The organism is Pseudomonas sp. R4-35-07 (genome assembly GCF_003852235.1).
Taxonomy (GTDB): Bacteria; Pseudomonadota; Gammaproteobacteria; order Pseudomonadales; family Pseudomonadaceae; genus Aquipseudomonas.
On sequence record NZ_CP027732.1, the window covers coordinates 3,126,446 to 3,147,182 of the forward strand.

24 protein-coding genes, 1 tRNA gene and 1 pseudogene are annotated in these 20,737 nt (G+C 60.8%); 14 read left to right on the plus strand and 12 right to left on the minus strand.

What is annotated here, in order from left to right; translation table 11 throughout:
• Window positions 1–52 precede the first annotated feature (52 nt).
• The 6 genes from modA (at window position 53) to C4J89_RS14250 (ending at window position 6,225) form a co-directional block, all read left to right on the plus strand.
• The gene (modA, locus tag C4J89_RS14225) at window positions 53–805 is read left to right on the plus strand and encodes a molybdate ABC transporter substrate-binding protein (protein WP_124414779.1); all 753 of its coding nucleotides are present in this window, start codon (window positions 53–55) and stop codon (window positions 803–805) included.
• A complete protein-coding gene (gene modB, locus C4J89_RS14230; RefSeq protein WP_124414780.1) occupies window positions 806–1,486 on the plus strand; it encodes a molybdate ABC transporter permease subunit in 681 nt (226 codons plus the stop codon).
• A gap of 5 nt (window positions 1,487–1,491) precedes the next feature.
• Window positions 1,492–2,571 (plus strand): molybdenum ABC transporter ATP-binding protein, encoded by a 1,080-nt coding sequence (gene modC / locus C4J89_RS14235; protein ID WP_124414781.1) that lies wholly within the window; start codon window positions 1,492–1,494, stop codon window positions 2,569–2,571.
• Between the two features lie 75 nt (window positions 2,572–2,646).
• Window positions 2,647–3,696 carry a DNA topoisomerase IB gene (locus tag C4J89_RS14240; RefSeq protein ID WP_124362981.1) on the plus strand — a complete coding sequence of 350 codons (1,050 nt, stop codon included), beginning with the start codon at window positions 2,647–2,649 and terminating at the stop codon, window positions 3,694–3,696.
• Between the two features lie 125 nt (window positions 3,697–3,821).
• The gene (locus tag C4J89_RS14245; RefSeq protein WP_124414782.1) at window positions 3,822–5,456 is read left to right on the plus strand and encodes an ATP-binding cassette domain-containing protein; all 1,635 of its coding nucleotides are present in this window, start codon (window positions 3,822–3,824) and stop codon (window positions 5,454–5,456) included.
• Window positions 5,457–5,520: 64 nt separating this feature from the next.
• Complete coding sequence (locus tag C4J89_RS14250; RefSeq protein ID WP_124414783.1) at window positions 5,521–6,225, plus strand: YoaK family protein; 705 nt, start codon at window positions 5,521–5,523, stop codon at window positions 6,223–6,225.
• 121 nt (window positions 6,226–6,346) lie between these two features.
• Here the strand turns inward: C4J89_RS14250 and C4J89_RS14255 are convergent, their stop codons facing one another.
• The 4 genes from C4J89_RS14255 to C4J89_RS14270 form a co-directional block, all read right to left on the minus strand.
• Window positions 6,347–6,700 (minus strand): hypothetical protein, encoded by a 354-nt coding sequence (locus C4J89_RS14255; protein WP_124362984.1) that lies wholly within the window; start codon window positions 6,698–6,700, stop codon window positions 6,347–6,349.
• Between the two features lie 171 nt (window positions 6,701–6,871).
• Entirely contained in the window at window positions 6,872–7,183 is a 312-nt protein-coding gene (locus tag C4J89_RS14260) for an AzlD domain-containing protein (RefSeq protein ID WP_124362985.1), read from the minus strand.
• A complete protein-coding gene (locus tag C4J89_RS14265) occupies window positions 7,180–7,875 on the minus strand; it encodes an AzlC family ABC transporter permease (RefSeq protein WP_124414784.1) in 696 nt (231 codons plus the stop codon). The genes C4J89_RS14260 and C4J89_RS14265 overlap by 4 nt, the downstream gene beginning before the upstream one ends.
• A 71-nt stretch (window positions 7,876–7,946) precedes the next feature.
• Window positions 7,947–8,162 (minus strand): hypothetical protein, encoded by a 216-nt coding sequence (locus C4J89_RS14270; RefSeq protein ID WP_124414785.1) that lies wholly within the window; start codon window positions 8,160–8,162, stop codon window positions 7,947–7,949.
• 171 nt (window positions 8,163–8,333) lie between these two features.
• Between C4J89_RS14270 and C4J89_RS14275 the strand changes: the two genes are divergently transcribed.
• The 3 genes from C4J89_RS14275 to C4J89_RS14285 all read left to right on the plus strand — a co-directional run bounded on the left by C4J89_RS14275 (window position 8,334) and on the right by C4J89_RS14285 (window position 10,516).
• Window positions 8,334–8,534, plus strand: a complete 201-nt coding sequence (locus tag C4J89_RS14275; RefSeq protein ID WP_124414786.1) for a helix-turn-helix transcriptional regulator — start codon at window positions 8,334–8,336, stop codon at window positions 8,532–8,534.
• A 19-nt stretch (window positions 8,535–8,553) separates the two neighbouring features.
• On the plus strand, window positions 8,554–9,837 hold the full coding sequence (locus tag C4J89_RS14280; protein ID WP_124414787.1) for an arsenic transporter: 1,284 nt from the start codon (window positions 8,554–8,556) through the stop codon (window positions 9,835–9,837).
• Between the two features lie 67 nt (window positions 9,838–9,904).
• Entirely contained in the window at window positions 9,905–10,516 is a 612-nt protein-coding gene (locus C4J89_RS14285) for a LysE family transporter (protein WP_124362989.1), read from the plus strand.
• Between the two features lie 25 nt (window positions 10,517–10,541).
• Here the strand turns inward: C4J89_RS14285 and C4J89_RS14290 are convergent, their stop codons facing one another.
• Window positions 10,542–11,234: a tellurite resistance TerB family protein gene (locus C4J89_RS14290; protein WP_124414788.1), complete on the minus strand. Its 693-nt coding sequence runs from the start codon at window positions 11,232–11,234 to the stop codon at window positions 10,542–10,544.
• Window positions 11,235–11,359: 125 nt separating this feature from the next.
• Between C4J89_RS14290 and C4J89_RS14295 the strand changes: the two genes are divergently transcribed.
• Complete coding sequence (locus C4J89_RS14295; protein WP_124414789.1) at window positions 11,360–11,887, plus strand: DinB family protein; 528 nt, start codon at window positions 11,360–11,362, stop codon at window positions 11,885–11,887.
• A gap of 10 nt (window positions 11,888–11,897) precedes the next feature.
• On the opposite strand, the gene C4J89_RS14300 is transcribed toward C4J89_RS14295, so the two are convergent.
• Window positions 11,898–12,374, minus strand: a complete 477-nt coding sequence (locus tag C4J89_RS14300) for a hypothetical protein (RefSeq protein WP_124414790.1) — start codon at window positions 12,372–12,374, stop codon at window positions 11,898–11,900.
• Window positions 12,375–12,598: 224 nt separating this feature from the next.
• Between C4J89_RS14300 and C4J89_RS14305 the strand changes: the two genes are divergently transcribed.
• Window positions 12,599–12,685: transfer RNA gene (locus tag C4J89_RS14305), tRNA-Leu, on the plus strand.
• Window positions 12,686–12,870: 185 nt separating this feature from the next.
• Window positions 12,871–13,047 (plus strand): DUF3606 domain-containing protein, encoded by a 177-nt coding sequence (locus C4J89_RS14310; RefSeq protein ID WP_124367159.1) that lies wholly within the window; start codon window positions 12,871–12,873, stop codon window positions 13,045–13,047.
• Window positions 13,048–13,130: 83 nt separating this feature from the next.
• Here C4J89_RS14310 and C4J89_RS14315 read toward each other — a convergent pair whose 3' ends face one another.
• From C4J89_RS14315 to C4J89_RS14330, 4 genes and pseudogenes are all read right to left on the minus strand, one after another.
• Window positions 13,131–13,592, minus strand: coding sequence for a hypothetical protein (locus tag C4J89_RS14315; protein WP_124414791.1), 462 nt, complete (start codon window positions 13,590–13,592; stop codon window positions 13,131–13,133).
• A gap of 174 nt (window positions 13,593–13,766) precedes the next feature.
• The gene (locus C4J89_RS14320) at window positions 13,767–14,087 is read right to left on the minus strand and encodes a hypothetical protein (protein WP_124363000.1); all 321 of its coding nucleotides are present in this window, start codon (window positions 14,085–14,087) and stop codon (window positions 13,767–13,769) included.
• Between the two features lie 5 nt (window positions 14,088–14,092).
• Window positions 14,093–14,448, minus strand: a pseudogene (locus C4J89_RS14325) (ShlB/FhaC/HecB family hemolysin secretion/activation protein); the annotation flags it as partial.
• 161 nt (window positions 14,449–14,609) lie between these two features.
• Complete coding sequence (locus tag C4J89_RS14330; RefSeq protein ID WP_124363001.1) at window positions 14,610–15,068, minus strand: Hsp20 family protein; 459 nt, start codon at window positions 15,066–15,068, stop codon at window positions 14,610–14,612.
• Between the two features lie 230 nt (window positions 15,069–15,298).
• Here C4J89_RS14330 and C4J89_RS14335 point away from each other — a divergent pair, with 230 nt between their 5' ends.
• On the plus strand, window positions 15,299–15,727 hold the full coding sequence (locus C4J89_RS14335) for a hypothetical protein (protein ID WP_124363002.1): 429 nt from the start codon (window positions 15,299–15,301) through the stop codon (window positions 15,725–15,727).
• A gap of 56 nt (window positions 15,728–15,783) precedes the next feature.
• Here the strand turns inward: C4J89_RS14335 and treS are convergent, their stop codons facing one another.
• Both treS and C4J89_RS14345 read right to left on the minus strand, forming a co-directional pair.
• Window positions 15,784–17,847 carry a maltose alpha-D-glucosyltransferase gene (treS, locus tag C4J89_RS14340; protein ID WP_124414792.1) on the minus strand — a complete coding sequence of 688 codons (2,064 nt, stop codon included), beginning with the start codon at window positions 17,845–17,847 and terminating at the stop codon, window positions 15,784–15,786.
• A 299-nt stretch (window positions 17,848–18,146) separates the two neighbouring features.
• Window positions 18,147–18,917, minus strand: a complete 771-nt coding sequence (locus C4J89_RS14345; RefSeq protein ID WP_124416028.1) for an AraC family transcriptional regulator — start codon at window positions 18,915–18,917, stop codon at window positions 18,147–18,149.
• Between the two features lie 187 nt (window positions 18,918–19,104).
• Between C4J89_RS14345 and C4J89_RS14350 the strand changes: the two genes are divergently transcribed.
• Window positions 19,105–20,730 (plus strand): APC family permease, encoded by a 1,626-nt coding sequence (locus tag C4J89_RS14350; protein WP_124414793.1) that lies wholly within the window; start codon window positions 19,105–19,107, stop codon window positions 20,728–20,730.
• Window positions 20,731–20,737: the final 7 nt, after the last annotated feature.

Here is a 20,737-nt window from a genome sequence, read left to right on the forward strand (position 1 = left end):
TATATTCTCCTACATAGCGATACCCAGCCGTACATCCTCAAGGAGTTGTTTAATGTTGATCCGCGCCTCACGCCTGGCCCCCCTGCTTGCCGCCTTTGCCTTGGGTTCGGCGCATGCCGATGAGGTGCAAGTCGCCGTGGCCGCGAACTTTACCGCGCCGATCCAGGCCATTGCCGCCGACTTCGAAAAAGACACCGGTCACACGCTGATCGCGGCCTACGGGGCGACCGGGCAGTTCTATACCCAGATCAAGAACGGCGCGCCGTTCGAAGTGTTCCTCAGTGCCGACGACACCACCCCACAAAAACTCGAGGCCGAAGGCGATACCGTCAAGGGTTCGCGCTTTACCTACGCGGTCGGCACCTTGGCCCTGTGGTCGGCCAAAGAAGGCTACGTGGATGCCAATGGCGACGTGCTCAAACAGAATGCATTCAAGCACCTGTCCATTGCCAACCCGAAAGCCGCACCCTACGGCCTGGCAGCCACCCAGGTGCTGGCCAGGGAAGGCTTGATCGACAAGGTCAAGGACAAGCTCGTCGAAGGTCAGAACATCACCCAGGCCTATCAATTCGTCTCCACGGGTAACGCCGAGTTGGGCTTTGTGGCGTTGTCGCAGATCTATAAGGACGGCAAGGTGTCCAGCGGCTCGGCGTGGATCGTGCCGTCGTCCTTGCATGACCCGATCAAACAAGACGCTGTAATTCTCAATAAAGGCAAGGACAGTGCTGCCGCCAAGGCACTGGTTGACTACCTGAAAGGGCCGAAGGCCGCTGCGGTGATCAAGTCCTACGGTTACGCGCTGTAAATGCCGCTGACGAGCGCCGATTTTTCCGCGATCTGGTTGACGGTCAAACTGGCGTCGCTGACCACTGTGATCCTGTTGGTGATCGGTACGCCGATCGCCCTGTGGCTGTCGCGCACCCGTTCCTGGTGGCGCGGCCCGGTGGGGGCCGTGGTTGCGTTGCCATTGGTGTTGCCGCCGACGGTCATCGGTTTTTACCTGCTGTTGTCCATGGGCCCCCATGGCTACTTCGGCCAGTTCACCCAATGGCTCGGCCTGGGCACCCTGACTTTCAGCTTCGCCGGGCTGGTGATAGGGTCGGTGATCTACTCCATGCCCTTCGTCGTGCAACCGCTGCAGAACGCCTTCTCAGCCATCGGCACGCGCCCGCTGGAAGTGGCCGCGACCTTGCGCGCCGGTCCTTGGAACACTTTTTTCACGGTGATCCTGCCGCTGGCACGCCCGGGCTTCATTACGGCGTCGATTCTCGGCTTCGCCCACACCGTCGGCGAGTTCGGCGTGGTGCTGATGATCGGCGGCAATATCCCGGACAAGACCCGGGTGGTTTCGGTGCAGATCTACGACCACGTCGAAGCCATGGAATATGCCCAGGCCCATTGGCTGGCCGGCGCGATGGTGGTGTTCGCATTCCTCGTGCTGCTGGCGCTCTACTCCAGCCGTAAAACCAACATGGGCTGGAGTTGAGCGCGATGATTGAAGTACGTCTGCACTTGAAATACTCCGGCTTCGCACTGGACGTGGAGCTGCAACTTCCCGGCCGTGGCGTGACCGCCCTCTACGGCCCATCGGGCTCCGGCAAAACCACCTGCCTGCGCTGTATCGCTGGCTTGGAGCGCGCCGAAGACGGATTTGTGCAGATCAACGATGAAGTCTGGCAAGACAGCCGTAACGGGCGGTTCGTGGCGCCGCATAAACGCGCCTTGGGTTATGTCTTCCAGGAGGCGAGCCTGTTCCCTCATCTGTCGGTGCTGGCCAACCTGGCGTTCGGCCTCAAGCGCATCCCGCGTTTGCAGCGGCGTGTGGAGATGGCCCACGCCACTGAGTTACTGGGCATCGCGCACCTGCTTGAGCGCAATCCGCAGCATCTGTCCGGCGGTGAGCGCCAGCGCGTCGGCATCGCACGCGCGTTGCTCACCAGCCCCCGATTGCTGCTGATGGATGAACCCCTGGCGGCCCTCGACAGCCAGCGCAAAAATGAAATCCTGCCCTATCTCGAACGCCTGCACGACGAGCTGGATATCCCGGTGCTGTACGTCAGCCATGCCCAGGACGAAGTGGCGCGGCTGGCCGACCACCTTGTCCTGCTCGGCGACGGCAAGGTCCTGGCCAGCGGGCCCATCGGCGAAACCCTGGCGCGGCTCGATCTGCCCCTGGCACGAGGCGACGATGCCGGTGTGGTGGTCACGGGCAGCGTGATCGCCTACGACGATCACTATCAGTTGCTCACCCTGCAATTGCCCGATTGCCCGCTGCAGATACGCGTGGCCCACACGCCGATGGCCGTGGGCAAACAGCTGCGGGTAAAAATTCAGGCGCGGGACGTCAGCCTCAGCCACCAGGCGCAGGAACACAGCAGCATCCTCAATCGCCTGCCGGTGACGGTCATCCAGGACGTTGCCGCGGATAACAGCGCCCATGTACTGGTGCGCCTGGATGCCGGTGGCACGCCGTTGCTGGCGCGCATCACGCGGTTCTCGCGGGACCAACTGCAAGTGCAGCCGGGCCAGGCGCTGTGGGCGCAAATCAAGGCGGTGGCGGTGCTGGCCTAAACCATTTGGCACGACCGCAGGGCGACGCGGTCAATCAGACATACCGGCCTGATCCATTGCCAAGGAACCTGCACCATGCCCGACTCTTCGCCGCCCGTCGCTCTGCCCCGCGACCTGCATTACGTTGACGACACCCAACCCGGCATCCGCCGCAAAAAAATGCGCGGTAAGTTCCAATATTTCGGCCCCGACGGCGAGCGCATCACCGATGCCGATGAGATCAAGCGCCTGAATGCCCTGGCGGTACCGCCCGCCTACACCGATGTGTGGATCTGCGCCGACCCGCAGGGGCACCTGCAAGCCACTGGCCGCGACGCCCGTGGCCGCAAGCAGTACCGTTACCACACGCGTTGGCGCGAAGTGCGCGACAGCGACAAGTACGCGCGGCTGCAGGCATTCGGCAGCGCCCTGCCCAAGTTGCGCAAACAGCTGGAAGCCCAGATCGCCGAACCCGGCTTCACCCGCGAAAAGGTGCTGGCCACGGTGGTGATGTTGCTCGATGCCACGCTGATCCGTGTCGGCAATACTCAGTACGCCCGTGACAATAAATCCTACGGCCTGACCACCCTGCGCAACCGCCATGTGGACATCAAGGGCAGCGAGATAAAATTCCAGTTTCGCGGCAAAAGCGGCGTAGAGCATCAGATCAGCGTCAAGGACCGGCGCCTGGCCAGTGTGGTCAAGCGGTGCATGGAGTTGCCGGGGCAGAACCTGTTCCAGTACCTGGACGAGGACGGTCAGCGCCATACCGTCAGCTCCCAGGACGTCAATGCTTACCTGCATAGCCTGACCGGCGAAGATTTCACCGCCAAGGACTACCGCACCTGGGCCGGCACGGCCATGGCGCTGGCGGTGTTGCGCGAGTTGGCGTGGCAGCCGGAGTCCGATGCCAAACGGCACGTGGTGACCATGGTCAAGGACGTCGCCCGGCAGTTGGGGAATACGCCGGCGGTGTGTCGCAAGTGCTATATCCACCCGGCGGTGCTGGAGCATTTCAGCCTGGGTGAGTTGTCGAAACTGCCCAAGCCACGGGTGCGCAAGGGGCTGAAAGCCGAAGAAGTCGCCCTGGCCATGTTCCTTGAACAACTGGCCGCCGACTTGCCCGGGCAAGCCAAGGTGGGTTAGCCTCCGCCTCCCTTCTGAATCGCGGGACGATCGCCGACGTGAACAACTAAGCCTTCCAAAATGTATCTGCAACAAGCCCGCCTGGCGCGCTTGTTGGCCTGTTCGACATTTTCCTGGAGGTGCTGATGACTCACGTCAACCGGCTGCCCGTACTGGTCTCCCTGCAACACCTGTCTTTCCAGTTCGCCAATGGCGAAACCTTGCTGGAAGACCTCACCTTGTCCATCGACCACACGCCGACCGGCATCGTCGGTCGCAACGGGCGCGGCAAAAGTATCCTCGCGCAACTGATCGCCGGCATCCTGCGACCCTCCTCCGGTACGCTGAACGCACCGGCCCAGGTGGCTTACGTGCCCCAGACCGTGGTGGTGCGGCCGGGTGCGACCGTCGCCGATATCACCGGCACCGCCCAGTGCCTGGCCGCCCTTGCACGCATGGCCCAGGGCACAGGAGTGGCCGGTGATCTTGAACTGATTGATGATCGCTGGGACCTCGCCGAACGCCTGCGCGTGGCCCTGGATACGGCGGGACTGCCCTCGCTCAGCGCGACTTCCCGGGTCGACCGGCTCAGTGGTGGCCAATTGGCCAAGGTGGCGCTGATCGGCGCATTGTTGGCGGCGCCGCCGTTACTGATCCTCGACGAACCCAGCAACCACCTCGACAGCCTCGGGCGCGTTTGGCTGCTGCAGCAATTCGCGCAATGGCGCGGTGGCCTGGTGGTGGTCAGCCACGATCGCCAATTGCTCAACGCCATGGGCCGGATCATCGAACTGTCGCCCCTGGGTGCGCAGGTGTATGGCGGCAACTACGATGCCTATCTTCAGCAACGCGACACACAACGGCAGGCGGCTATCGCGGCGTGGGAACACGCCCGCGAACAGCGCAGCCGCGAACGCCGACGCTTGCAAAAAGATCATGACAACCTGCAGCGCAATGCGGCGCGTGCACGCCAATATGCAGCGACCGCCAACGTCGACCGGTTTACCAAGGCACGATGGAAAAGCGCGGCCACGCAAATCGTCAGCACTCTGGGCAGCGCCCATCATGATCAAAAAGACACCCTCAATGCGCAGGTGCGCCAAGCTTACGAGCGCGTGGTGGATGAGACGCCGACCTTGTTGGCCTTGCCGGGTGCGGCGGTGCCCAACGGCCGCCAGGTTCTGAGCCTGCAACAGGCACAGTTGCCCTGGCTGGATCCGCAGGCACCTTCCACCTTTCTGACGCTTGACCTGATCGGCCCCATGCGGGTGGCTGTGCGCGGGCCGAACGGTTGCGGCAAATCCACCTTGCTCAAGCTGCTTGCCGGGCAATGGCAAGCGCCCAGTGGGACGTGCACGGTGGCGCTGTCCTGCGCGTATATCGATCAGCACCTGACGCTGCTGGATGACCAGCGCACTGTCGTCGAACAGCTCAACCTGCTCGACACGCCGCTGGTCGAAGCCGAACTGCGCACGCGCCTGGCCTTGCTGCAACTGGATGCCTCGCGGGTGACCCAGCCGGCAGGCCAACTCAGCGGTGGCGAGCGGTTGAAAGCGGCGATGGCGATCGCTTTGTGGCGCGGCGTGCCGGCGCAACTGTTGCTGCTGGATGAGCCGACCAACCACCTCGACCTGGAGACGGTGAGTGCGTTTGAACAGGCCTTGAAAGGTTTTACCGGGGCATTGCTGGTGGTGTCCCACGATGAAGCCTTCCTACAGGCGACCGAGCCCAGCCATTACTTGAGCTGGCATAGCACGGGCTGGCGCCTGGAGCCGGTGTGAGGTGATTGCGCGCACACGCAAAGCGCCCTAGGGTAGTGGCCGAATAACTTCACTGGAAAGCCCTATGCTGCCTTCGCCCGCCAAGCCTTACACCAACGCCGCGCTCGCCCATCGACAGCGCTGGCGTGGGCGTGTGGGCTTAATGCTGGTGGCCGGTTTGTCGGTATTGGCAGGCATGACCGATGCCATTGGTTTCATGGCCAGCGGCGATTTTGTCTCGTTCATGAGCGGCAACACCACGCGCCTGGCGGTTGCGATCAGTGCGGGCGACCTTGGCCTTACCGGGCGGTTGCTGTTGCTGATTGCCACCTTCATCGTCGGCAATGCCTTGGGCGTGGTTGTCAGCCGCGTAAGCAAGCGTCGCGCGCTGCCCTTATTACTGAGCATCGCCGCGCTGCTCTGCGGTGCGGCGCTGCTGCCATGGGCCGAGACCTTGCCCGCCCTGTTAGCGGCGATTATCGCCATGGGCATGCTCAACGCGGCCGTCGAGCAAGTGAACGGGGTGCCGGTAGGGCTCACCTATGTCACGGGGGCGCTGTCGCGTTTCGGTCGCGGGCTGGGCCGCTGGTTGTTGGGCGAGCGCCGCAATGGCTGGCGCATGCAGCTGATACCTTGGGCGGGGATGTTTATCGGCGCCGTGATCGGCGCGCTGCTGGAGCAGCAGATCGGCCTGAGCGCCCTGTGGGTCAGCGGTGCGTTGGCGGGATCATTGGGCCTGGCGACCCTGGCGATTCCCCGGCGCTGGCAGTTGGGCTTCATGCCACGCTGAACAGTGGCCCCGGAAGGAGGTGCCCGCCCGACGTTTAAGCCTCGACATCCGTGTACCGGTAAAGAGCCATTACGTCGGGCGAGCGGTTGAATAATAGGCCAAATATGACCAAGGCAAGGTATTAAAGACAAGTGGCGAGTGCGGCCAAACGGCGTTTGGCGGGCATCGTGTCTTCTGCGGCGTAATACTTGACGGTAGAACCTGCGCCCGTGCTCAGCACATCCACAAAGTAGTCACCGCCGGTGGTGTACACCGTGAAACCCCCGGCCTCGGTGGCTTCCTTGAAGCCGCCGGCGTCGACGCCAAACACGCTTTCGTCCTGCCAGCCGTACTGGATGCATTGGGCGACCACCAGGGTCGCCTTGTCCGAGGCCATGGTCTTGTAAGGGCTGCCCGCGCGCGCCTCTTTCATCTTCGAACCCGCGCAACCGGCCAGTGCTGCCAGTACCAATGCGCCTATCACCGCTTTATGCATGCTCGTGCTTCCCTGGAAAAACCGTGACTCTACCATTGCGCCGCCGCCAACTGACGCGCCATGAATTTTGTTTCACTGTGCAGGCAAAACCGGATGCTTATAGTGGCCAGGCTCATTTTCAAGAAGTCCTCCTTCTGCCCGCCCTCCCGCGGGCTTTTTTTCGCCCGCGGCTCACAACCACCAGCGCAACAGATAGAACAGCACCATGCTCGACAACACGGTGATGAGCACGCTGCGCGTCCAAATCATCAGCGCCACGGCGCAGATCCCAGCCAGCAAATAGGGGTTGCTCGGGCTCAGGTTGAGCTGGTGGTCTTTGATGAAAATAATCGGCCCGCAAATCGCGGTGAGCATGCCCGGCACGGCGAACCCGAGGAACTCACGCGCCCCCCGGTTCAGCCGCACCGGCAGGCGCGGTTCGATAAACAGGTAGCGATTGAAAAACACCACTAGCCCCATCGCCACAATCATCAGATAGATCATCGCTGGCCGACTCCCAGGCGCTTGCAGGCGAACCCGGCGCCCATTCCCAACACCCCCGAGACCACCACCGCCGATTCCCAGTGCAGGTAACTCAGCCACACCGAGCACAACAGCGAGACGGCAACGCAGACCACCGTCGGCACGTCGCGCACTACCGGCGTGATCAGGGCGATAAAGGTTGCGGCAATCGAAAACTCCAGCCCCAACTGGTCCAGGCCGGGAATGCTTTTGCCCAGGACGATGCCGGCCAGGGTGAACAGGTTCCAGATGATGTAGAACGTCAGGCCGACACCCAGGGCATACCAGCGATTGAAGGTCTGACGGTCATAGTGGTTGACCAGCGCGAAGAACTCGTCGGTCAACAGAAAGCCCAGGCTCATGCGCCAGCGGGTGTTGAGCGAAGACAGCGTCGGGCGCATGTGCATGCCGTAGAGCAAGTGCTGGGAGGTCAGCAGCAAGGTGGTCAGCACGATGGAGATCAGGCTCGCGCCGCTTTTGACCATGCCGATCGCCACCAACTGAGCGGCGCCGGCGAACACGATGGCGGACAACCCTTGGGCTTGCAGCGGGGTGAACTGCGCATCGATTGCCATTGAGCCGGCGAGCAAGCCCCAGGGGGCACAGGCCAGGGATAGCGGAATAACAGCGATTGCGCCACGCGTGAACGCGTCATGAGGCAGGGCAGTAGGCATGGATGAGGCTCATCGACAGACAGTCGGCAAGCATGCCAGCGCGCCCAGGCACTTGTCTTGAACGATCTTGCTCAGGCGAGCTTTACCGACACCAGCTCCACCGAGTCGCGCGCTTCGCGCAGTTCGTAGGCGTCCTGGTTCAACCGGTGAATGGTGTTGAGCAGGCGCTGGCGCAGCACCTCATCGCTGAGTTTTTCGACGGCACGCATCAGGTCGAACGCAGCGGTTTCGTTATTTTCCGCGACGGAATCCAGGGTCTTGCGCAGGTTGCGAGTGGCTCGGGTCACGCGGGATCTTCCTTCATCAGCAATGGGCGGCACTTTAGGACATTCGTGTTTCAGTTTAATTTCAATCACTTGTGGCCGATTACGAGGCAGTTGATCCACGTCAAACGAAATCAGGATTTGGCTTACATCGAGGCTTATCCTCCTGTGCGAAGTCGCAAACAGGCAAACGCCATGGATAGGTCGGCCCCTACCCTGTTTAAATGCCTGGCCAACGCCACCCGAGCACAGCTGATGCGATTGATCCTGCGCAAAGGCGAACTTTACGTGGGCGAACTGATCCATGCCTTGGATGACAGCCCGCCAGGGTTGCAAAACGACGCGCGGCGTCTGGATGCAATGGGCGACAGATCACAACAGGCCAGCACTTGCTGAGCCATCGGAGCGTTTATTCATGCTTGTCGCAATTGCTATTTTCATCATCACCATCGTGCTGGTCATCTGGCAGCCCAGGGGCCTGGGCGTCGGCTGGAGCGCCTCCCTGGGCGCGATCCTGGCCCTGGCCTGCGGGGTGATCAGCCTGGCGGATATTCCGGTGGTGTGGCACATCATCTGGAATGCCACCGGCACCTTTGTCGCGTTGATCATCATCAGCCTGTTGCTGGATGAAGCCGGGTTCTTTGCCTGGACCGCGCTGCATGTGGCGCGCTGGGGGCGTGGCCGGGGCCGGCGATTGTTTGCCTATATGGTGCTGCTGGGCGCACTGGTGTCGGCGTTGTTCGCCAATGACGGCGCGGCGTTGATCCTCACCCCGATTGTGATGTCGATGCTGTTGGCCCTGCGCTTTTCGCCGGCGGCGACGCTGGCATTCGTCATGGGCGCGGGCTTTATCGCCGACACGGCAAGCCTGCCGCTGGTGGTGTCGAACCTGGTGAATATCGTCTCGGCGGACTATTTCAAGATCGGCTTCAATGAATACGCCGCCGTGATGGTGCCGGTGAACCTGGTCAGCGTCGCCGCGACCCTGGCGGTGCTGCTATGGTTTTTCCGTCGCGATATTCCGCAGTCATACGACCCCGCCGACCTGGAACAACCCGCCAGTGCCATACACGACCGTGCGACCTTTCGCGCCGGCTGGTGGGTGCTGGGTATTTTGCTGGTGGGCTGCTTCGCACTGGAACCGCTGGGCATTCCCATCAGTGCAATTTCCGCAGTATGCGCCGTGCTGTTGCTGGTGATTGCCGCCAAGGGCCACACGATCTCCACACGCAAAGTGCTGAAAGACGCGCCGTGGCAGATCGTGATCTTTTCCCTGGGGATGTACCTGGTGGTCTATGGCTTGCGTAACGCCGGCCTGACCGACTACCTGGCCACCTGGCTCGACACCTTCGCCAGCTACGGCGTGTGGGGCGCGGCCATGGGCACCGGCGTGCTCACCGCGCTGTTGTCCTCGGCGATGAACAACCTGCCAACGGTGTTGATCGGCGCGCTTTCCATCGAGTCGAGCCATGCCGTGGGCGTGGTCAAGGACGCGATGATCTATGCCAACGTGATCGGCAGCGACCTGGGCCCGAAAATCACCCCTATCGGCAGCCTGGCGACCTTGCTGTGGCTACATATTCTGGCGCGCAAAGGCATCACCATCACCTGGGGTTACTACTTCAAGGTCGGGATTGTGCTGACCGTGCCGGTGCTGTTGATCACCCTCGCCGCGCTCGCTTTGCGCCTGAGTTTGTGAAGGCAGGCGGTGTTCATTCATCCCGACACTGACGTATGCTCTCGCACTTTCTCGAAAGGACGCGGGCATGCTGACGATCTTTTTCTATGCGCTGGTTTTCGGTTTTGTGTTTTGCCTGTCTCCCGGCGCGGTGCTCGCTGAAACCCTGCGCCGAGGCTTGCTCTACGGTTTCACACCGGCCCTGTTGGTGCAGATTGGCTCGTTGGTGGGCGATGCGGTCTGGGCGGTGATCGGGCTGACTGGCATCGCGCTGCTGATCCAGCATGACGCGGTGCGCGTGCCGCTGACGGTGGTCTGCGCGCTCTACCTGGCCTGGCTGGGCATCCGCAGCCTGGTGGATGCGTGGCAGCTACCGCAAGTCGAAAGTGCACCCACCAGCTCCGGGAAAAACGCCCTGGCGGTGGGCGCGGCGATCTCACTGGCCAATCCGAAGAACATCGTCTACTGGGGCGCCCTGGGCAGCGCGTTGTCGGGCATCGTCGGCACCACCCCGAGCCATGGGCAAACGCTGATGTTTTTTGCCGGCTTCATGCTGGCGTCGGTGCTGTCATGCTTTCTGACTGCCGCGCTGGTCAACGTGCTGCGCAAGAATGCTTCGCCAACTTGGCAACGCATCAGCTATGGCGCCTGTGGCCTGGTATTGATTTATCTGGCCATTCTCGCGGCGCAGGGTATTTAACAGGCCGGGGCGCGACGGTGAGGTTTCAGGCCTTGGTCTGGTGCTCCAGCTGCACTTGCAACTGCGCATCGATTTGCAACTGGGCGGCTAAATCGTCCAGGTAATTGCGCTCCGCGTCCTGCTGGTCATCCACCAACATGACGCTGGCCAGATACACCTCGGCCGCCAACGCCGGGTCGCTGGCGAACTCGGCGAAATCTGCCGCATCCAGAGGCTTGGCGACTTCAGCGTCGAGCCACTGCTGCAATTGCGGGTCGTCGGTATGCTTGCCCAGCTCATCGGAGATCAACTGCTGCTCGTTCGCATCGATCCGGCCATCGGCCTTGGCGGCAGCGATCAGTGCGCGCAATACGGCGTGGCTGTGCGCTTCGATTTGCGCGCCCGACAGCTGATCGGCCGTTTGAAAGGCCTGCTGCGGCTGGCTCGCCTGTTGGCTCTGCCAGGCCTGATACGCCTTGTAGGCCATCATCCCCAGAGAAGCCAACGCAGCATAGTTCATACCACCGGCGCGCCCTTGCGCCGGGCGCGTTGCGGCGCCACCGCCCAACATGCCCCCCAGCCCACCCAATAGTCCACCCAGGCCGCCGCCGGCCGAAGCATTGCCGGCGCTGGTGCCTTTGAGCAGCCCGCCAAGCAGACCGCCCAACCCGCCGCCCGAAGAAGCACCGCCCTGCCCTGCGCCGCGCAAAAGTTGTTCCAGTAGATCGCTGGTATTCATGGTGTCGCCCTCCAAGGCGCATAGTGGTGTTAAATCAACCTTAGTCCGCCCCCGATGGAACACCATGACCGCCGGGCGGGCAAGCTTTATGATGGCGCCACCCCGCCATTCGAGAGGACGCATCGGTGAACCGCATTGAGCACATTGGGTTGATGGCCAGCTACAACCAATGGATGAATCGCAAGGTCTACGAAGCCGCCGGCAAGCTGACAGACGCGGCGTTGGTTGCGAACCGACAAGCGTTTTTCGGCTCGATCCTCGGCACCTTGAATCACCTGGTGCTGGGCGACACGGTCTGGCTCAAGCGCTTTGCCGAGCACCCGGCAGACTTTTCCGCGCTGCTACCCCTGAGCGCCATCGCCACACCCGTCGACCTGAGGCAGTTGGCGTTCGCAGACATACGCGAACTCTCGGCCCAGCGTGCCTGGCTGGATCAATTGATCCTCAATTGGGCCGACAGCCTGCAGGAAACCGACCTAGACCAGCGTTTGCGCTACCACACCATGCGCGGGGCAGCGGCTGAGAAACCGTTCTTCGGTCTGCTGGTGCATTTTTTCAATCACCAGACACATCATCGTGGCCAGGTGACCACGTTGTTGAGTCAGGCCGGGGTGGATGTGGGCGATACTGATCTACTGGCGTTGTTTGACTGAGAGCGACTGATCATTTCACCTTGCTGCTCAGCGTCTCCACACTGCGCTTCAAATCATCCAGGCTGCGCTTTAAGCCCTCGATCTCGCTTTTCTGCCGATCGATAGTGCTCTTCTGCTCGTCCAATGCACGCTTGAGGCTGGCAAGCTGACTCTCATTGCTACCGGTGCTGGAGCTATCCTTGCGCTTGAATTCGTCGAAGGCGCGGTCCTGATTCTCTACTTTACTTTTGAGGCTTTGCAGTTCGCTGGCGGTAAGTTTTCGCGCCTCTTTAAGCGCCTCAATATCCCCGACTTTGATACTCGACGGGTTCAACACTAACGCGGTACCCGGCCCCAATGTGGCAGCGGTCAGCGGGTCTTCCGACCACGCTCTGCGGTCACCCCACTGCACCGCACTCGCAGCCCGCGCCGGGGCGATTATCGCAGCGCTCAAAAAACCAACCATGCCTGCAGCCATCATCCAAGAATGCATACGGACCTTGCGCATCAACTGACTCCCTAAAGAACTGCCGAGGTGGCATATCGCTATGACTGTCAATTATAGAGCTTGTTCCTGGGTTGGGCCCATGCCATGGGAATAATCTGGAAGGCTGCGTAGATCACTGATCTGGCAGGTTTTTTCGGATAACTGTTTGTGCAGGAAAGCGTGCATCGAGGTTGCGTCGAAGCCGCTGGATCTATATATTCGCAACCCTGCTGCACCGCGCTACCGCCCGAATGGCGAAACTGGTAGACGCATGGGACTTAAAATCCCCCGCTCGTAAGGGCGTCCCGGTTCGATTCCGGGTTCGGGCACCATAGATATCAAGGGCTTGCCAGGGAAACCTGGGCAGGCCCTTATCTTTTCTGCTGCGCAATTACCCTTCTCCAGCGTTCTGCCGATCGATTGACTCCCACAGAAAATCAACCGAACTACGCACGCATCCCAAGGTTCTATCAGGAGACGCCTGGACATTTCCAGGCCAACCCGCATGGAGCTGAACATGTCTGACGATCTGAAAAACCGTGGCCCGCAAGACCGTGCTCGAGTGAACACCTCCGAAGCCTGGGAGTTGAAACATTGGACGAAAGAGTTTGGCGTGACTGAGCAACAGCTCAAGGAGGCAGTGAAAGCTGTTGGTCCAATGGTCGAGGACGTGCGTAAAAAACTCGGCAAGTGAGAGTGGTGACGCCCCTGCTGCATCAATTGAAGCCGCACCTGTTGCGGCTTCGATCATTGGCCAGATAGCCGTGAGAATGCGCTCTACGTCAACGAAGAAAAACCTTGTGGGCTTCTGATTTTCTTAATAAAGACGTACAGAACCAGCCCAACGACGCTAACCACTAAAAAGCTAAACCAGATCGCCCAGAGGGTCTTTTTAGCAGCCTCATGAAACGACATCGTGCCGGTATAATCCCGCTGGCTAAGGATGACATTGGACAACAGGTTGGTTGCAAGGCCTGCACTGAAAAAAGGGATCAAATACAGCACGACCTGATATTGATTTCGAAGATCCCTTTCTTCGGCGGTCGAGTCTGGCAAGAGTCCAAAAATGCTTTGAACCATCCCCAGAAAAAGTGCTGCCCATACGAGCAATAGTATCGATGCCGCCACATCCATCCATTTGGGGGTCTTGGGGTCGCGTATGGCAACCAACATTGCTGCTGCACCTAGACCGCCCAGAAGGGTAGCACCGATGTGAAAGTTTTTAATTAAGTCGAACAACTGCGCAATCTCCTGTCCAGGCTGAGATATTTGTCTTACAAAGAACCAAGACAAAAAAAGACAACCGTTTTAGCCTATTTCCATGCCCCTGCGAGGGCACTTAATTAATAGGATCACTCCATCCCCAACAATAAAAATCCGCCGCCCTACAAGCACCTCCACTTGAATATCCAATTAATTCATCCTGAACGGGTCAAATAGAACACTTTGTCCTAAAAGCTTCACTTTACGTATAAATTCCACCGTTAGCTTGACTGCTTCGGAAATCTTTGGATTTAAGCTGGCGGCTGCTAATAATTCGTCTACAAGTGCGTCAATCTGCGAACCAGAAAATATATCGTAGTCATCAAAACTCAAGTTGGAAAGCATTGGAAACTGCTTGCTATCCAGCTTGAAGAAAAGATTCGCAGCACTTAAAGGGATTTCAATTTTATCAAGACAACCCTCTTGCCCAGTGGCTGCTAGATCTTTATCCCACATCATTAAGTAATACATGATTTAAGTCTTAATAACTCATTAGTGTGCAGATAGGCCCCACAGCGCTGGCCGATGTAGGGTTTGATCAGACGCGTGCGCTCAGCCTCGGTCAGCGCATCGGCGCCGCCCAGCTCGATGGTTCTGATCGGGAAGCAGCGGGTGTCGACGGGGGTGGCCGGTGCTGCTGTCGCAGCGGACTGCCCGGCAGGTCTTTGAGTTCGTCGATGCGCCGTTGCTGCTGTTCGAGCAAACGGTCTTGGCGGTCGCGAATCAGGTCGGTGATGCCCGGCGTGTTCTGCGCCGTGGCGGCTTGCACCCACCCGGTGGTGCTCAAGCAAACGATAACGGACAGGCCGTCCAGACGTATCAAACGCCACATGTCTAGATCCCTCTATGTGGCTCAGTGCCACCAACGGGCGCGGATCTTAAAGTGGCATTTTGATGGCGTCAATTAAATGTAGAAATGTGTTTCGCTGGGCAGCCCTGCGCGATTCACACAAAAAAGGCGCTCCGTAGAGCGCCTTCTTACCGCCGATTGCGTTACTGCAAACTGACCTGACGCAACTCAGGCTTTGCCTCGCTACCAATCGTGATGCGTTTGGGTTTGGCCTCTTCAGGCACCTCGCGCAGCAGGTCGATGCTCAGCAAGCCGTTGTTCAGGGATGCGCCACGCACTTCGATGTGGTCCGCCAGGCGGAACGACAGCCGGAATGCACGTTGGGCGATGCCCTGGTGCAGGTAAGCGACCTTCTCGTCAGTTTCGCGTTTTCCGCCGGAAACCGTCAGAACGCCTCGTTCGACCTGAATATCCAGATCCTCCTCGGTCAGGCCAGCCACTGCGATGACAATCCGGTAGGCGTCATCACCGTGCTTTTCCACATTATGAGGTGGATAGGAGTTCGGAGCCTCGCTGCGCAGCGCCGACTCGAACAGGTCATTGAAGCGGTCAAAGCCCACCGATTGACGGAACAGTGGGGCCAACGAAAGGGTAGTAGCCATTTTAAAATCTCCTGAGTTTCTCCAAGTGATTTAGTACGCGACCCGTCTTCGGCATCGCGTGATCAAAAATTTATGGACGCACAAAAAGAATTCAAGAGGGCTGAGAAAAAATTTTTATCTGGCGGATAACGCTATCGCGAGAACTGCGGCGTTACCGCTTGTGCTCTAATCTTAAGCCCAGGCGTGCTTTAACCCGTGAGCGCCTGAGACAGCCCTTGAGGTACAAAAAAATGAAAATGACTCTCCCTGCCCTCGCATTGGGCATCCTGATTTCCCAAGGCGCCATGGCCGCCGGGGATGGCACAGCCGCCCTGGGCGGCGGTGTCGGCGGTGTGCTGGGCAATGTCGTGGGCCAGCAGCTCGGTGGTTCGACCGGCGCGGCCATCGGCGCTGGTGTAGGTGGCGCAGCCGGCGGCGCGGTGGGCGCGCAGAAAGGCAATCGCACGGAAGCAGCGCTTGGCGGCGGGGTCGGGGCTGCAGGGGGTTCGGTTATCGGTAACCACCTGGGCGGCAGTACCGGTTCGACCATCGGCGCAGGCCTGGGTGGCGCCGCCGGTGGCGCGGTGGGCAACAACCTGGCGGATGACGAGAGCAGCCATCGCTCCGACGGCCGCAAGCACAAGGGCAACAAGCATAAACACAAGAACAAGCACCGTTGATCTGACGCTGCCCGGGCTAAACGACGTTAAGCGCCGTTCAGCCCGGCCTGCCAGCCTTACATCGGCGTACTGCTGACCACGCGCAACGCCAGCCCTTCATACGCATCCAGCGTAATCGTGAACGTCCCCTCTTCCGTCAGGTCCCCTTCCACACGCTCATTGATGATGTCCACCACCGGCCCCGGCGCGATGTTGGGCAGGTGCAGGGATTCGGTGATCGGCGTGGCGCCGAAGTTCAGCGCAGTGATCTGCGTGCCCTTACCCGCCGGCAATTCATGAACCATGATCAGCAGGCCTGGGTGTTCTACATCCGGGATCAGGATCTGGCGGCTGGCGGCGATGTCATAGGCGCGGCGCACGCCGAGGATTTTCTGCAGCTGCGAGGCGAATGAGTCCGGGTCCTGCAACTGGCTGTTCAAGCTGCCATACAGGCTTCTGGAACGCGGCATCTGCCCGGCCGACAGCTCGGCGTCGGGGTTGAGGTCGACCAGATCGTAGGCGCCACGATGAATCCAGCGCGTATCGCCATCGGCCATCAGATGCGCGACTTCTTCGGCGGCCAACGGCAGCGCGCCCACCAGGTCCCAACCCGATAGCGCAAACACCCCAGGCTGCATGGCGTTGTACATCACCAGCAGCAAATGAATCTGGCGAATCTGCTGGATATCGGCGGCAGTGATGGTCTCCAGGTCACGAATGCCGAGGGCGGCGGTAATGATGCTGGCGGTGGTGCAGGACACGCCGTTGGTGACGAACTTGAGGTTATACGGCGCATGTTCACCGGTCAGGCGTTCGTACATCTGCTCACGGATATGCTCGCGCAGGATATTGCCGGGGAAGGTCTGGCCCTGGAACATAAAGCTGTCATGGGCATGCAACGTCCAGAAGTGAACCAGCTCCAGGGTCAGTTCATCGTGGTTTTGCAGCGCGTGGATCAGCGAGCCAGGGTCGATGCCGAGGCTGTGCATCTGGCGCAGCATCAGGCGCAGGAATTCAGTGTCGCCCATCAGCAACGCGTGCTGGTAGGCCGGCCGGGTGATGAAGTCATAGGACAGGTCGGCGCCGCCATGGGACATGGAAGCGATGTCGTCCACGGTGAGGTTGAGTTCCTGGAAACTGAAACCGCCGGCCTTGCGGATCGCCCCGCCGAGCAACTGGTTGCCGGTGATCGACAGCGGATGGCTTTCCGACCAGGCGCTGCCGTCAAGCTTGCGCTCTACGCCGAGGAAGCCGTTGGCGTCCAGGCGCAGGATCTTCGCACCCATCACATCGATGGCGTGCAGCGCGTCACCGATGATCATCTGCTGGGCGGCGAACGATGGATCGAGCCAGTTCAGCGACGGCTGCCCTTCCTTGAAGTAATGCAGGTATACCCAGCGCCGCGGCTTGCCGTCGACGCCCAGCACCACCGGCGTGGCGCTCCAGTCGGTTTCCTTGACGCCGGGCTCGAAGAAGATCACCCGCTGCAATTGGCCGACGATGTAGTGCTTGTCGCGCAGCGCATCCACCTGCGGTGGGCTTAGGTTTTGCGCGTCGCGGCCCTCGGCGACGTCCGGCAGCAACGGCCAGTCTTCTTCGCGGATTTCGACCATGTGGTACAGGCCGGGGTAGTCTTCATAGGCCATTTCCGCCAGGCGAAAATCCGCGCCCTTGCCGGTGTGCGAGGGGATCACGTCGTCGATGATCACCGCGTTGTGCGCGGCGGCCATGCGTGTCAGCGCCTGCAACTGCGCCTCGGTGCCCAGTTGTGGGTCGATGTCGAAGCTGATGCGGTCGAAGTTGCCGTCGATGGTCGGCGTATGTTCGGTACCGGACAAGCCGCCGGATTTCTTCAGCGGCCCGTTATGGATGCCCTGGATGCCGATCTTCGACAGCACATGCCACAGGGTTTCGTCGCCAAGCGCTTCCAGCACCGTGCCGTCTTCGCGGGTCACGATCGATGCCGGATACGCCGTGAACCACACCGATGACAAGGCTGACGCGTCACGCGGCCGGGTTTGCGCAAAGGGCTGCTGCCACATCCGCCCCTGGCCCGAATAGAGTTTGGCCCGCTGGCGCGCCGCGTGCAGCATGGAGCATTGCACCAGCCAATCCACATGATCGTTGTCCGCCGCCGTCATAAGCCTGATACCTGTGGTCGTGAAAGGTTACTCGTACGCATAGGAGCGACGCGCGGGGCGATTCGTTGCATTGAGATGCAGATTCAACTGTGGGAGGGGGCAAGCCCTAATGCCAGTCAGTTGCTGATCGTCCCCACGCTCTGCGTGGGAATGCCTCCTGGGACGCTCCGCGTCCCGCCGACCGCTGCACCTGGGAGCGACTGCGCATAGGTGACGCAGAGCGTCACGGGCTGCATTCCCACGCGGGAGCGTGGGAACGATCGTCATTAGGGCTTGCCCCCTCCCGCATTGGATAGCAGCTATATCAAGTCTTGCGTCGCCTGCCGGTACTGTCTGGGCGTGAACCCCGTCGACGCCTTGAACTGCCGGGTAAACGCGCTGTGGTCGGTGTACCCGCACTGCAACGCCACGTCGGTGATCGGCAGCGCGGTATGCAGCAATCGGTGGGCATGTTCCAGCCGCACCTTCTGGATCATCTGCCGGGGCGTGAGGTGGAACACACGCTTGCAGTAGCGCTCCAGCTGCGCCACGGAAATACCGGCGATGCGCGTCAGCTCGCCGAGGGTGACACGGCGGTTGAAGTGCGCGCGGATATGCGCGTCCACTGCCGCCAGGCGCTGGTAGGCCGGGTGGGTTTCGCTGGCCGATTGAAGGTCGACCGAGATACCGGCCAGGCCGATGATCGTGCCGCTATCGCTATACAACGGCCATTTGTGCGTGAGGCACCAGCCGGGTTCGCGGCTGCCGTACAGGTGCAGCTCAAGCTGGTCTTGCAGGACGAACCCCTGTTGCAGCACCCGTCGGTCCTGCTCGGTATAGCCCGGCCCCAGTTGCGCGGGGAACACTTCGGCGCTGGTCTTGCCCAGCAGCGGTTGCAGGTGCCGCAGGCCGCAGCGCTGCACCAGGGTGCGGTTGGCGAGCACGTAGCGGGCGTCGATGTCCTTGATGAAAATCGCCGCGTTGGGGATCACGTCCAGTAACGGCAACAGCTGCGCAGCGCCCGTCAGCAGTTGCTCGATGCTGTGGGGGCGGCCGCCCTGCAAGAGACTCGCCAGCATGTTCTGCACCATGACATTCATCGCCCGTTTCTGACCCCGACGCCGAGCAGAGTGCCCCATGCCCGGGACGCTGTCGAGCGCCGGCGATTGTGCTGAATTCGTCATCCATCCCCACAAAAAACATCAATCGCCGTGGGTTTATCGGGGTCACGATAAAGCCACTGCATGCCTATCCAATAACTCACAAGAAGGCGCCGCTATGTCAGGCCAAGGCAAGTTCAAGAAACAGCTGTCATTGATGGACCTCACCTTTATCGGGTTGGGTGCCATCTTCGGTTCGGGTTGGTTATTCGCCGCCAGTCATGTGTCTGCAATCGCCGGTCCCGCCGGGATCATCTCCTGGCTCATCGGCGGCTTCGCCGTGCTGCTGCTGGGCATTGTGTACTGCGAACTCGGCGCCGCCCTGCCCCGTGCCGGTGGCGTGGTGCGTTACCCGGTGTATTCCCATGGCCCGCTGTTGGGTTACCTGATGGGGTTTATCACGCTGATCGCGTTCTCCAGCCTGGTGGCGATCGAGGTGGTCGCCTCGCGCCAATACGCTGCGGCGTGGTTTCCCGAGCTGACCAAGGCCGGCTCCAGCGACCCCACCACCCTCGGCTGGCTGGTGCAGTTCGCCTTACTGTGCCTGTTCTTCCTCCTCAACTACCGCAGCGTGAAGACCTTCGCCATCGCCAATAACCTGGTGAGCGTGTTCAAGTTCATCGTGCCGCTGCTGGTGATCGGCGTGTTGTTCACCTTTTTCAAGCCGGCGAATTTTCAGGTGCAGGGCTTTGCGCCGTTCGGGCTGTCAGGCATCGAGATGGCGGTGTCGGCCGGCGGGGTGATTTTCGCCTACCTGGGGCTGACGCCGATCATTTCGGTGGCCAGTGAAGTGAAGAACCCGCAACGTACGATTCCGATTGCATTGATTCTTTCGGTACTGCTGTCGACGGCAATCTACGTGCTGCTGCAAACCGCGTTCCTGGGTGGCGTGCCCACCGAGATGCTTGCCAACGGCTGGGCCGGGATCAGCAAGGAATTGGCGCTGCCCTACCGCGATATCGCCCTGGCACTCGGCGTGGGCTGGCTGGCCTACCTGGTGGTGGCCGATGCGGTGATCTCCCCCAGCGGCTGCGGCAATATCTACATGAACGCCACCCCGCGCGTGGTGTATGGCTGGGCGCAGACCGGCACATTTTTCAAGATTTTCACCCGCATCGATGAAAAATCCGGCATCCCGCGCCCGGCCCTGTGGCTGACCTTCGGCCTGTCGGTGTTCTGGACCCTGCCGTTCCCGTCCTGGGAAGCGCTGATCAACGTGGTCTCCGCTGCGCTGATCCTGAGTTACGCCGTAGCCCCGGTCACCGTTGCCGCGCTGCGCCGCAATGCACCGCAGTTGGCGCGCCCGTTCCGGGTCAAGGGCATGGCGGTGCTGGGACCACTGTCGTTCATCATCGCCGCGCTGATTGTGTACTGGTCGGGCTGGAGCACGGTGTCGTGGCTGCTCGGCCTGCAGATCCTGATGTTCGTGGTGTACCTGCTCTGCGCACGCTGGGTGCCCACCGCGCACCTGAACCTCAAGCAACAGGTGCGCTCGTCGGCCTGGCTGATCGGTTTCTATGCGGTGACTATCCTGCTCTCCAAGCTCGGCAGTTTCGGCGGCATCGGCCTTATCAGCCATCCGTTCGACACCGTCGTCGTGGCGGTCTGCGCCCTGGGCATTTACTACTGGGGCGCTGCCACCGGCGTACCGGCCCACCTGGTGCGCCTGGAAAGCGAAGACGATGAAAGCGAAGCCGTCAGTGACGATCGCTACAGCCCACCCCTCTCTGCAGCCACTCACTGATGGAGCC

Bases quoted from the DNA above. Each gene is read 5' to 3' on its own strand.
- modA (WP_124414779.1), top strand. From the start codon at position 53: ATGTTGATCCGCGCCTCACGCCTGGCCCCCCTGCTTGCCGCCTTTGCC.
- modB (WP_124414780.1), top strand. From the start codon at position 806: ATGCCGCTGACGAGCGCCGATTTTTCCGCGATCTGGTTGACGGTCAAA.
- modC (WP_124414781.1), top strand. From the start codon at position 1,492: ATGATTGAAGTACGTCTGCACTTGAAATACTCCGGCTTCGCACTGGAC.
- C4J89_RS14240 (WP_124362981.1), top strand. From the start codon at position 2,647: ATGCCCGACTCTTCGCCGCCCGTCGCTCTGCCCCGCGACCTGCATTAC.
- C4J89_RS14245 (WP_124414782.1), top strand. From the start codon at position 3,822: ATGACTCACGTCAACCGGCTGCCCGTACTGGTCTCCCTGCAACACCTG.
- C4J89_RS14250 (WP_124414783.1), top strand. From the start codon at position 5,521: ATGCTGCCTTCGCCCGCCAAGCCTTACACCAACGCCGCGCTCGCCCAT.
- C4J89_RS14255 (WP_124362984.1), bottom strand. From the start codon at position 6,700: ATGCATAAAGCGGTGATAGGCGCATTGGTACTGGCAGCACTGGCCGGT.
- C4J89_RS14260 (WP_124362985.1), bottom strand. From the start codon at position 7,183: ATGATCTATCTGATGATTGTGGCGATGGGGCTAGTGGTGTTTTTCAAT.
- C4J89_RS14265 (WP_124414784.1), bottom strand. From the start codon at position 7,875: ATGCCTACTGCCCTGCCTCATGACGCGTTCACGCGTGGCGCAATCGCT.
- C4J89_RS14275 (WP_124414786.1), top strand. From the start codon at position 8,334: ATGGATAGGTCGGCCCCTACCCTGTTTAAATGCCTGGCCAACGCCACC.
- C4J89_RS14280 (WP_124414787.1), top strand. From the start codon at position 8,554: ATGCTTGTCGCAATTGCTATTTTCATCATCACCATCGTGCTGGTCATC.
- C4J89_RS14285 (WP_124362989.1), top strand. From the start codon at position 9,905: ATGCTGACGATCTTTTTCTATGCGCTGGTTTTCGGTTTTGTGTTTTGC.
- C4J89_RS14290 (WP_124414788.1), bottom strand. From the start codon at position 11,234: ATGAATACCAGCGATCTACTGGAACAACTTTTGCGCGGCGCAGGGCAG.
- C4J89_RS14300 (WP_124414790.1), bottom strand. From the start codon at position 12,374: ATGCGCAAGGTCCGTATGCATTCTTGGATGATGGCTGCAGGCATGGTT.
- C4J89_RS14310 (WP_124367159.1), top strand. From the start codon at position 12,871: ATGTCTGACGATCTGAAAAACCGTGGCCCGCAAGACCGTGCTCGAGTG.
- C4J89_RS14320 (WP_124363000.1), bottom strand. From the start codon at position 14,087: ATGTATTACTTAATGATGTGGGATAAAGATCTAGCAGCCACTGGGCAA.
- C4J89_RS14330 (WP_124363001.1), bottom strand. From the start codon at position 15,068: ATGGCTACTACCCTTTCGTTGGCCCCACTGTTCCGTCAATCGGTGGGC.
- C4J89_RS14335 (WP_124363002.1), top strand. From the start codon at position 15,299: ATGAAAATGACTCTCCCTGCCCTCGCATTGGGCATCCTGATTTCCCAA.
- treS (WP_124414792.1), bottom strand. From the start codon at position 17,847: ATGACGGCGGCGGACAACGATCATGTGGATTGGCTGGTGCAATGCTCC.
- C4J89_RS14345 (WP_124416028.1), bottom strand. From the start codon at position 18,917: ATGGTGCAGAACATGCTGGCGAGTCTCTTGCAGGGCGGCCGCCCCCAC.
- C4J89_RS14350 (WP_124414793.1), top strand. From the start codon at position 19,105: ATGTCAGGCCAAGGCAAGTTCAAGAAACAGCTGTCATTGATGGACCTC.